This is a genomic window from Hominibacterium faecale, from assembly GCF_020734085.1.
Classification (GTDB): Bacteria; Bacillota; Clostridia; order Peptostreptococcales; family Anaerovoracaceae; genus Hominibacterium; species Hominibacterium faecale.
In genome coordinates, this window is the sequence record NZ_JAJAGH010000026.1 from 1 (window position 1) to 9,759 (window position 9,759).

Below are 9,759 nucleotides of genomic sequence, written 5' to 3' on the forward strand. Positions count from 1 at the left end.
AAGGCGAGAGGGAGTGAGGTGTAGATATTGACATCCAAAAGGCACTCCCTTATACTTGAGAGAAAAAGGTGCAAAAACCTATTGATAAGATAAGCGGTCAAGGCGAGAGGGAGTGAGGTGTAAAAGACTATGGCAAAATACACCAAAAGGAGAGATAAAAGAGGGTATGAGTGGAAGTCTGCTTATCGGGAGAAAGAAGCCCTTATGCTGGAGAGGGGATACCCGGAAGTAAGTCCTCATGATTTCTATCGGGAGTTGTTTCCGGTTGGCAGTCTCCAGCAAGAGCAGGAGGACGGAAAAGGCAATATTATAGCGACACAGATTAGACCGTCCGGTAAAGGAAGAACCCGGCAGTGGGTAATTGATGATAGTCTGAAAATGCTGGATAAGGTCATAGGGGATAGGTTTGGGCTGATACCGCCTATTAGTTTTTACGGAAAGTCACATACGAAAGAGAACGCTCATGAGCTGTTTGCGGTGGTGGTGGACGTGGACTATGTAGGAAAACAGCAGTTAAAGAACCTGTTGAAGCAGTTTGGGAATGGTGTGCAGCTTCGTCCGACTTATCTTGTCAGCTCCGGCAAGGGGGTACATCTTTACTATTTCTTGCAGGAGCCGGTTCAGTTGTATCGAAATCGGGAGGAAGTGCTTGCGGAGCTGAAAGAAGCCCTTATCCAGCGGTTATGGAATGATACCAGCTCTATCCGTCCGGACAGCCCTGATATAACCGGAATTTATCAAGGTTTTCGGTGTGTGGGTAGTCAGTCGAAGTTGGGTGCAGATTTTCCAGTAAAAGCCTATAAGTTGTCAGAGAACCGTTATACGCTGGAGGATATAAAAGCCAGCATACCGAGTTGTAAGGTTGACCTTGCTCCGTTGTATGAGAAGCCAAGAAGAAAAAGTACTGTTACGCTGGAAGAAGCAAAGGAGCTGTACCCGGAATGGTATGAGAAGCGGATCGTGCAGGGAGAGCCGAAGCAGAAAAGTAAGAAGCAGGGCGGTACGTGGGTATGTAACGAAGCTTTATATGAGTGGTGGAAACGGAAAATAACCGAGGAAGTGAAAGCTGGAGGACGTTACTTTTCCATTATGGCGTTGTGTTCTTATGGCTTGAAGTGTGGTATATCTGAGCAGAAGATAAGGCGAGACGCCTATGCGTTTCTGGAGCATTTAGAGAGCCTTACAGAGGACGAGGACAACCATTTCAGTCGGGCAGATGTGAAAGACGCTCTCCGAGCATTGAAAGGGGACAGAAAAAGGCTGTCAACGATAGCAAGCCGGGAATGGATAGAGGACAACACAAAGGTTACGATACCAGCAAATAAGCGAAACTACAGAAAACAAGAGGCTCATTTATATCTTGCAAGGCGAAAAAAAGAGGATATGAAAGTTATAGGCGAAGTAGTAAAAGAGGGCAGACCAACAGCAGAGCGGACAGTCAGAGAATGGCAGGAGAGCCACCCGGCAGGAAAGAAAGCGGACTGCATCCGGGAGACAGGACTTGCAAAGCATACGGTTTATAAGTGGTGGAAGTAGGGTATACTTGAAATGCCGAAAGGCATATGCTATAATGCCAGTAGGCAAGAAAGACGAAAGTGCTCATTGTGGCACGCAAAAAGCCCCGGAGGTCGCAACTCCGGGGCTTTTCTATTCCGTTGTGGCAAGGTGGCTTATGCCTTAGGCTGGCTACCGCCTATTTATCTCCGTCCAGCCATTTGCAGATGTAGTAGGCAACTACACTTGCCAAGACAGAGAGTAAGAAAGACGAAAATATACTCATGGTGGCACACCCCCTTTCTGTACCTGTATAGGGGTGGTAGCGTCGCCCATTATACCATAGTGGCAGAAATGCCACAAGAAGCCATTTCCCCTTGTTTATTATCAAAGCCATAAGGAAAAGAGTGTCAAGGGCGGCCATAGACCGCAGCGTTTACCCTTGATACTCTTTTTTGTTGGCTATAATGCCGGAGGGGAAAACGGCTGTCCGTCCGTTCCGTTACTTCCCCCTGTGCTTCATTGTCCGTTCCGGTGGAAGAAAGTAAAGGGTGGTCTGCGACCATTTTTTATCTGCTGTACTCGCTGATCGGCAAGCCGAAGCTCATACTGCAGATAAAAAACAAGCCCTTGACTGTCTCCCTCCTACACTTCCAAAGTCGCCCAAGAGGAAGTAAGCTCCACTATATTCTTGGCAGAATATACGCACGAATATATCCGCTTGATATAGAGTTTCTATCATGCTATAATATGTGTAGCGGATATATTGCAAGTTCCCTAAAGTGTTACCACTTTAGAACTTGTGAGGGTAGCAAGCCCCCCTTCAATCCCCCCTTTTCAGAGAGCCGAAAGGCTCATAGTGTGACGGTGGTAGCACCGAAGAAAGAGAGGTCAAAGGCATGAAAAAAGAAATGGATAAAATTCAGTTTGAGTACAGATACGAGGTGCAGGAGCTGATGAAAGTAATTGATAAATATGTAAAACAGAACCCGGCAGAAAAGGAAAATAAGACGCTGGAGCGTTTCTTTGATTTGCTTGATGTCATGGATATGGAGTGGTAAGGGCATGAACAAGACAAGACCAAAGCAGTTATCATTCCGAGTAAGTGAAGAAGAATACCAGCAGTTGCAGGAGAAGATTTCAGAGAGTGGAAAGAACCAGCAGGAGTATATCCTTTCCTGTGTGCTGGAGAAGCAGATCGTGAATACGGACGGTATCAAAGAACTTCTCCCGGAACTGAAACGGATAGGGAACAACCTCAACCAAATAGCAAAGCGGTGTAATGAGGGGGGAATGTTGCCGAGTGAAGCGGAAGTGCGGAAGCATGGAGAGGAGCTGAACAAAGTATGGCAGTCATTAAGGCGGTATCTTCAAAGGCGGGCATAGGGCACGCAATAGATTATGTGACGAAAAAAGAAAAGACAGAGGAGAAGCTTGTCAGCGGTCTGCATTGTGAGCCGGAGACGGTCAAGGAGGAAATGCAAGCCACAAAGGAGCTGTGGGGCAAGACGGACGGAAGAACATATAAGCATTATGTGCAATCCTACCATGAGGACGAGAAAATAACCCCGGAGCAGGTTCACAAGAACGCTGTCGAGCTGGCAGAGCATACAAAGGCATGGAAAGGGCATGAAGTTCTGATAGCCACGCATATAGACAAGGGGCATATACACACGCACTTTATTGTTAATTCCGTAAATTATGAGAACGGTCATAAGCTCCAATGGAGTAAGCACGACCTTAAAGACCTAAAGGAACGGTGCAACGAGCAGAGCCGGGAACAGGGCTTGCATGTGCCGGAGAAAGGAAAGACATTTGCTGGAGAAGTCCGGGAAGAAACGGTGGCATGGAGCAAAGACACCTACCAGCTTTTGAAACAGGCAGAGCAGGGAAAGGTCAAAAGCTATGTGCAGGATATTGCCCTTGCGGTGCTGGATTGTAAGGAAACAGCGACCAGCCGGGAAACCTTTATCCGGCTGATGAATGAAAGAGGGTACGGAGTGGACTGGCAGGACAGCCACAAGTACATCACATATACCGACTTAGCCAGGGAACAGGCAGGAGAAAAGGCTTGTAAAATCAGGGATAACAAGCTGGAAAAATACTACAATATGGATTTCGGAAAGGAGAGCATGGAGCATGAGTTTGAGAGAAATGCACGAACAGCAGAAGCAGAGCAGTCCAAGAGAGCAGCTTCAAGAGTTAAACCGACAGAGCCGGACAGAGCTGGAAAACAGTCTGCTCAAAGAAGCGTTGGCGATGTCGAGCGAGAACTGCGAGGAATTGATGAAGCAGTCAAATCAAGAACAAGTAAGGGCAGAGCAGAACAGGCAGAGAGACGCAGAGCAGAACAGGAAGCTCATCAGCGAGCTGAAGCAGGGCGTAGAGCTGCTGAAGAACAGCAACGAATTGCTTCAAGACGCTATATCGGGCGAGATTGGGAGCTTGAAAGATGAGGTTAAGGAAAACACCGTCCAAGAGGTTAGAAAGGCATTACAGGCGAATATAGAGGCTATACAGAGGGCTACAAAGCTTCTTGAGAAGCAGTCTGATACTCTTACGAGCGTGATGAAGCAGAAGATCCGGGAGCTGGAGGAAAGTAAGAACAGCTTTTTCAGATATGAGGGCTTGAAGATGTACCTGTTTTGGGGAGGTATGGTTTGCAATATCTTAGTGTTTCTAATGCTGGTATATGGTATGCTTGGTAAGTAGAAAACGAAAAATCGGAGTTATAAGAAAATCGTATTTGGTACTGAACTTTTTTAATACTTTTTACAATAAAATGCCTTGTATGGTAGATAAAAAGTAGATTGTAAGCGATATTTGCGAAGAAAATCCTTGATTGCAAGAGCATATTTCTTGTTATTTTAAGGTAAATAATTTAAGTTGAGGAGGAAGCAAATGAACTTTGGAGAACAAATAAAAAAATTGAGAGCAGATGAAAAGTTAACTCAACAAAAGATGGCAGATGAACTTGGTGTAACAAGACAGGCTATTTCTAACTGGGAAAACAACAAGAATTTACCAGATATAGAAATGATTATCATTATTGCTAAAACTTTTCATTTGACTCTTGATGAATTAATTTTAGGAGGAAAAGAAATGAATAATATGACACAGAAATTAATCAATGATGGTAGTGAGAATAAGAGAGTACAATTAAATTTTAAAACAATAAAAATAGGTTTTACATTAATCCTTGTTGCTTTTCTTAGTTTAGTGGTCGGCATTTTTGTCCCTGTTCAAATGGAAAATCTTATGGTCGATATCTTTTATTTAGCGTTGTTGGGCTCTGCTGTAGCGTTTGGAATTGCTGGTATAAAAAATGTTAAGGCTTTTTTGAAAAGAAAAAAGCTTAAAAAGTAGGTTCGCTTTTAGCTTGAGAGAAAAAGCTGCAATACTTCATTGATAAAATAAACGGTCAAGGCGAGAGGGAGTGAGGTGTAAAAGACTATGGCAAAATACACCAAAAGGAGAGATAAAAGAGGGTATGAGTGGAAGTCTGCTTATCGGGAGAAAGAAGCCCTTATGCTGGAGAGGGGATACCCGGAAGTAAGTCCTCATGATTTCTATCGGGAGTTGTTTCCGGTTGGCAGTCTCCAGCAAGAGCAGGAGGACGGAAAAGGCAATATTATAGCGACACAGATTAGACCGTCCGGTAAAGGAAGAACCCGGCAGTGGGTAATTGATGATAGTCTGAAAATGCTGGATAAGGTCATAGGGGATAGGTTTGGGCTGATACCGCCTATTAGTTTTTACGGAAAGTCACATACGAAAGAGAACGCTCATGAGCTGTTTGCGGTGGTGGTGGACGTGGACTATGTAGGAAAACAGCAGTTAAAGAACCTGTTGAAGCAGTTTGGGAATGGTGTGCAGCTTCGTCCGACTTATCTTGTCAGCTCCGGCAAGGGGGTACATCTTTACTATTTCTTGCAGGAGCCGGTTCAGTTGTATCGAAATCGGGAGGAAGTGCTTGCGGAGCTGAAAGAAGCCCTTATCCAGCGGTTATGGAATGATACCAGCTCTATCCGTCCGGACAGCCCTGATATAACCGGAATTTATCAAGGTTTTCGGTGTGTGGGTAGTCAGTCGAAGTTGGGTGCAGATTTTCCAGTAAAAGCCTATAAGTTGTCAGAGAACCGTTATACGCTGGAGGATATAAAAGCCAGCATACCGAGTTGTAAGGTTGACCTTGCTCCGTTGTATGAGAAGCCAAGAAGAAAAAGTACTGTTACGCTGGAAGAAGCAAAGGAGCTGTACCCGGAATGGTATGAGAAGCGGATCGTGCAGGGAGAGCCGAAGCAGAAAAGTAAGAAGCAGGGCGGTACGTGGGTATGTAACGAAGCTTTATATGAGTGGTGGAAACGGAAAATAACCGAGGAAGTGAAAGCTGGAGGACGTTACTTTTCCATTATGGCGTTGTGTTCTTATGGCTTGAAGTGTGGTATATCTGAGCAGAAGATAAGGCGAGACGCCTATGCGTTTCTGGAGCATTTAGAGAGCCTTACAGAGGACGAGGACAACCATTTCAGTCGGGCAGATGTGAAAGACGCTCTCCGAGCATTGAAAGGGGACAGAAAAAGGCTGTCAACGATAGCAAGCCGGGAATGGATAGAGGACAACACAAAGGTTACGATACCAGCAAATAAGCGAAACTACAGAAAACAAGAGGCTCATTTATATCTTGCAAGGCGAAAAAAAGAGGATATGAAAGTTATAGGCGAAGTAGTAAAAGAGGGCAGACCAACAGCAGAGCGGACAGTCAGAGAATGGCAGGAGAGCCACCCGGCAGGAAAGAAAGCGGACTGCATCCGGGAGACAGGACTTGCAAAGCATACGGTTTATAAGTGGTGGAAGTAGGGTATACTTGAAATGCCGAAAGGCATATGCTATAATGCCAGTAGGCAAGAAAGACGAAAGTGCTCATTGTGGCACGCAAAAAGCCCCGGAGGTCGCAACTCCGGGGCTTTTCTATTCCGTTGTGGCAAGGTGGCTTATGCCTTAGGCTGGCTACCGCCTATTTATCTCCGTCCAGCCATTTGCAGATGTAGTAGGCAACTACACTTGCCAAGACAGAGAGTAAGAAAGACGAAAATATACTCATGGTGGCACACCCCCTTTCTGTACCTGTATAGGGGTGGTAGCGTCGCCCATTATACCATAGTGGCAGAAATGCCACAAGAAGCCATTTCCCCTTGTTTATTATCAAAGCCATAAGGAAAAGAGTGTCAAGGGCGGCCATAGACCGCAGCGTTTACCCTTGATACTCTTTTTTGTTGGCTATAATGCCGGAGGGGAAAACGGCTGTCCGTCCGTTCCGTTACTTCCCCCTGTGCTTCATTGTCCGTTCCGGTGGAAGAAAGTAAAGGGTGGTCTGCGACCATTTTTTATCTGCTGTACTCGCTGATCGGCAAGCCGAAGCTCATACTGCAGATAAAAAACAAGCCCTTGACTGTCTCCCTCCTACACTTCCAAAGTCGCCCAAGAGGAAGTAAGCTCCACTATATTCTTGGCAGAATATACGCACGAATATATCCGCTTGATATAGAGTTTCTATCATGCTATAATATGTGTAGCGGATATATTGCAAGTTCCCTAAAGTGTTACCACTTTAGAACTTGTGAGGGTAGCAAGCCCCCCTTCAATCCCCCCTTTTCAGAGAGCCGAAAGGCTCATAGTGTGACGGTGGTAGCACCGAAGAAAGAGAGGTCAAAGGCATGAAAAAAGAAATGGATAAAATTCAGTTTGAGTACAGATACGAGGTGCAGGAGCTGATGAAAGTAATTGATAAATATGTAAAACAGAACCCGGCAGAAAAGGAAAATAAGACGCTGGAGCGTTTCTTTGATTTGCTTGATGTCATGGATATGGAGTGGTAAGGGCATGAACAAGACAAGACCAAAGCAGTTATCATTCCGAGTAAGTGAAGAAGAATACCAGCAGTTGCAGGAGAAGATTTCAGAGAGTGGAAAGAACCAGCAGGAGTATATCCTTTCCTGTGTGCTGGAGAAGCAGATCGTGAATACGGACGGTATCAAAGAACTTCTCCCGGAACTGAAACGGATAGGGAACAACCTCAACCAAATAGCAAAGCGGTGTAATGAGGGGGGAATGTTGCCGAGTGAAGCGGAAGTGCGGAAGCATGGAGAGGAGCTGAACAAAGTATGGCAGTCATTAAGGCGGTATCTTCAAAGGCGGGCATAGGGCACGCAATAGATTATGTGACGAAAAAAGAAAAGACAGAGGAGAAGCTTGTCAGCGGTCTGCATTGTGAGCCGGAGACGGTCAAGGAGGAAATGCAAGCCACAAAGGAGCTGTGGGGCAAGACGGACGGAAGAACATATAAGCATTATGTGCAATCCTACCATGAGGACGAGAAAATAACCCCGGAGCAGGTTCACAAGAACGCTGTCGAGCTGGCAGAGCATACAAAGGCATGGAAAGGGCATGAAGTTCTGATAGCCACGCATATAGACAAGGGGCATATACACACGCACTTTATTGTTAATTCCGTAAATTATGAGAACGGTCATAAGCTCCAATGGAGTAAGCACGACCTTAAAGACCTAAAGGAACGGTGCAACGAGCAGAGCCGGGAACAGGGCTTGCATGTGCCGGAGAAAGGAAAGACATTTGCTGGAGAAGTCCGGGAAGAAACGGTGGCATGGAGCAAAGACACCTACCAGCTTTTGAAACAGGCAGAGCAGGGAAAGGTCAAAAGCTATGTGCAGGATATTGCCCTTGCGGTGCTGGATTGTAAGGAAACAGCGACCAGCCGGGAAACCTTTATCCGGCTGATGAATGAAAGAGGGTACGGAGTGGACTGGCAGGACAGCCACAAGTACATCACATATACCGACTTAGCCAGGGAACAGGCAGGAGAAAAGGCTTGTAAAATCAGGGATAACAAGCTGGAAAAATACTACAATATGGATTTCGGAAAGGAGAGCATGGAGCATGAGTTTGAGAGAAATGCACGAACAGCAGAAGCAGAGCAGTCCAAGAGAGCAGCTTCAAGAGTTAAACCGACAGAGCCGGACAGAGCTGGAAAACAGTCTGCTCAAAGAAGCGTTGGCGATGTCGAGCGAGAACTGCGAGGAATTGATGAAGCAGTCAAATCAAGAACAAGTAAGGGCAGAGCAGAACAGGCAGAGAGACGCAGAGCAGAACAGGAAGCTCATCAGCGAGCTGAAGCAGGGCGTAGAGCTGCTGAAGAACAGCAACGAATTGCTTCAAGACGCTATATCGGGCGAGATTGGGAGCTTGAAAGATGAGGTTAAGGAAAACACCGTCCAAGAGGTTAGAAAGGCATTACAGGCGAATATAGAGGCTATACAGAGGGCTACAAAGCTTCTTGAGAAGCAGTCTGATACTCTTACGAGCGTGATGAAGCAGAAGATCCGGGAGCTGGAGGAAAGTAAGAACAGCTTTTTCAGATATGAGGGCTTGAAGATGTACCTGTTTTGGGGAGGTATGGTTTGCAATATCTTAGTGTTTCTAATGCTGGTATATGGTATGCTTGGTAAGTAGAAAACGAAAAATCGGAGTTATAAGAAAATCGTATTTGGTACTGAACTTTTTTAATACTTTTTACAATAAAATGCCTTGTATGGTAGATAAAAAGTAGATTGTAAGCGATATTTGCGAAGAAAATCCTTGATTGCAAGAGCATATTTCTTGTTATTTTAAGGTAAATAATTTAAGTTGAGGAGGAAGCAAATGAACTTTGGAGAACAAATAAAAAAATTGAGAGCAGATGAAAAGTTAACTCAACAAAAGATGGCAGATGAACTTGGTGTAACAAGACAGGCTATTTCTAACTGGGAAAACAACAAGAATTTACCAGATATAGAAATGATTATCATTATTGCTAAAACTTTTCATTTGACTCTTGATGAATTAATTTTAGGAGGAAAAGAAATGAATAATATGACACAGAAATTAATCAATGATGGTAGTGAGAATAAGAGAGTACAATTAAATTTTAAAACAATAAAAATAGGTTTTACATTAATCCTTGTTGCTTTTCTTAGTTTAGTGGTCGGCATTTTTGTCCCTGTTCAAATGGAAAATCTTATGGTCGATATCTTTTATTTAGCGTTGTTGGGCTCTGCTGTAGCGTTTGGAATTGCTGGTATAAAAAATGTTAAGGCTTTTTTGAAAAGAAAAAAGCTTAAAAAGTAGGTTCGCTTTTAGCTTGAGAGAAAAAGCTGCAATACTTCATTGATAAAATAAACGGTCAAGGCGAGAGGGAGTGAGGTGTAG

Annotated in this window: 12 protein-coding genes; all 12 read left to right on the forward strand. The window is 44.7% G+C overall.

The window, feature by feature from the left end; genetic code table 11:
- The first annotated feature begins 129 nt into the window (after positions 1 to 129).
- Positions 130 to 1,536, forward strand: a complete 1,407-nt coding sequence (locus LG211_RS19885; protein ID WP_269478310.1) for a repa — start codon at positions 130 to 132, stop codon at positions 1,534 to 1,536.
- An 857-nt stretch (positions 1,537 to 2,393) separates the two neighbouring features.
- On the forward strand, positions 2,394 to 2,555 hold the full coding sequence (locus LG211_RS19890) for a hypothetical protein (RefSeq protein ID WP_004614779.1): 162 nt from the start codon (positions 2,394 to 2,396) through the stop codon (positions 2,553 to 2,555).
- Positions 2,556 to 2,559: 4 nt separating this feature from the next.
- Positions 2,560 to 2,880: a MobC family plasmid mobilization relaxosome protein gene (locus LG211_RS19895; RefSeq protein WP_226981078.1), complete on the forward strand. Its 321-nt coding sequence runs from the start codon at positions 2,560 to 2,562 to the stop codon at positions 2,878 to 2,880.
- Complete coding sequence (locus tag LG211_RS19900; RefSeq protein ID WP_269478311.1) at positions 2,841 to 3,950, forward strand: relaxase/mobilization nuclease domain-containing protein; 1,110 nt, start codon at positions 2,841 to 2,843, stop codon at positions 3,948 to 3,950. Before LG211_RS19895 ends, LG211_RS19900 begins: the two co-directional genes overlap by 40 nt.
- Complete coding sequence (locus LG211_RS19905; protein ID WP_269478312.1) at positions 3,940 to 4,206, forward strand: prefoldin domain-containing protein; 267 nt, start codon at positions 3,940 to 3,942, stop codon at positions 4,204 to 4,206. The genes LG211_RS19900 and LG211_RS19905 overlap by 11 nt, the downstream gene beginning before the upstream one ends.
- Before the next feature lie 189 nt (positions 4,207 to 4,395).
- Entirely contained in the window at positions 4,396 to 4,860 is a 465-nt protein-coding gene (locus LG211_RS19910; RefSeq protein ID WP_269478313.1) for a helix-turn-helix transcriptional regulator, read from the forward strand.
- A gap of 87 nt (positions 4,861 to 4,947) precedes the next feature.
- Positions 4,948 to 6,354, forward strand: a complete 1,407-nt coding sequence (locus tag LG211_RS19915; RefSeq protein ID WP_269478310.1) for a repa — start codon at positions 4,948 to 4,950, stop codon at positions 6,352 to 6,354.
- Positions 6,355 to 7,211: 857 nt separating this feature from the next.
- Positions 7,212 to 7,373 carry a hypothetical protein gene (locus tag LG211_RS19920; protein ID WP_004614779.1) on the forward strand — a complete coding sequence of 54 codons (162 nt, stop codon included), beginning with the start codon at positions 7,212 to 7,214 and terminating at the stop codon, positions 7,371 to 7,373.
- A 4-nt stretch (positions 7,374 to 7,377) separates the two neighbouring features.
- Complete coding sequence (locus LG211_RS19925; protein WP_226981078.1) at positions 7,378 to 7,698, forward strand: MobC family plasmid mobilization relaxosome protein; 321 nt, start codon at positions 7,378 to 7,380, stop codon at positions 7,696 to 7,698.
- Complete coding sequence (locus LG211_RS19930; protein ID WP_269478311.1) at positions 7,659 to 8,768, forward strand: relaxase/mobilization nuclease domain-containing protein; 1,110 nt, start codon at positions 7,659 to 7,661, stop codon at positions 8,766 to 8,768. The genes LG211_RS19925 and LG211_RS19930 overlap by 40 nt, the downstream gene beginning before the upstream one ends.
- Positions 8,758 to 9,024, forward strand: coding sequence for a prefoldin domain-containing protein (locus LG211_RS19935; RefSeq protein ID WP_269478312.1), 267 nt, complete (start codon positions 8,758 to 8,760; stop codon positions 9,022 to 9,024). The genes LG211_RS19930 and LG211_RS19935 overlap by 11 nt, the downstream gene beginning before the upstream one ends.
- A 189-nt stretch (positions 9,025 to 9,213) precedes the next feature.
- Positions 9,214 to 9,678, forward strand: coding sequence for a helix-turn-helix transcriptional regulator (locus tag LG211_RS19940; RefSeq protein WP_269478313.1), 465 nt, complete (start codon positions 9,214 to 9,216; stop codon positions 9,676 to 9,678).
- Positions 9,679 to 9,759 lie beyond the last annotated feature (81 nt).

Coding starts and splice junctions, on each gene's coding strand:
- LG211_RS19915 (WP_269478310.1), top strand. CDS start 4,948: ATGGCAAAATACACCAAAAGGAGAGATAAAAGAGGGTATGAGTGGAAG.
- LG211_RS19925 (WP_226981078.1), top strand. CDS start 7,378: ATGAACAAGACAAGACCAAAGCAGTTATCATTCCGAGTAAGTGAAGAA.
- LG211_RS19890 (WP_004614779.1), top strand. CDS start 2,394: ATGAAAAAAGAAATGGATAAAATTCAGTTTGAGTACAGATACGAGGTG.
- LG211_RS19940 (WP_269478313.1), top strand. CDS start 9,214: ATGAACTTTGGAGAACAAATAAAAAAATTGAGAGCAGATGAAAAGTTA.
- LG211_RS19900 (WP_269478311.1), top strand. CDS start 2,841: ATGGCAGTCATTAAGGCGGTATCTTCAAAGGCGGGCATAGGGCACGCA.
- LG211_RS19895 (WP_226981078.1), top strand. CDS start 2,560: ATGAACAAGACAAGACCAAAGCAGTTATCATTCCGAGTAAGTGAAGAA.
- LG211_RS19920 (WP_004614779.1), top strand. CDS start 7,212: ATGAAAAAAGAAATGGATAAAATTCAGTTTGAGTACAGATACGAGGTG.
- LG211_RS19910 (WP_269478313.1), top strand. CDS start 4,396: ATGAACTTTGGAGAACAAATAAAAAAATTGAGAGCAGATGAAAAGTTA.
- LG211_RS19885 (WP_269478310.1), top strand. CDS start 130: ATGGCAAAATACACCAAAAGGAGAGATAAAAGAGGGTATGAGTGGAAG.
- LG211_RS19930 (WP_269478311.1), top strand. CDS start 7,659: ATGGCAGTCATTAAGGCGGTATCTTCAAAGGCGGGCATAGGGCACGCA.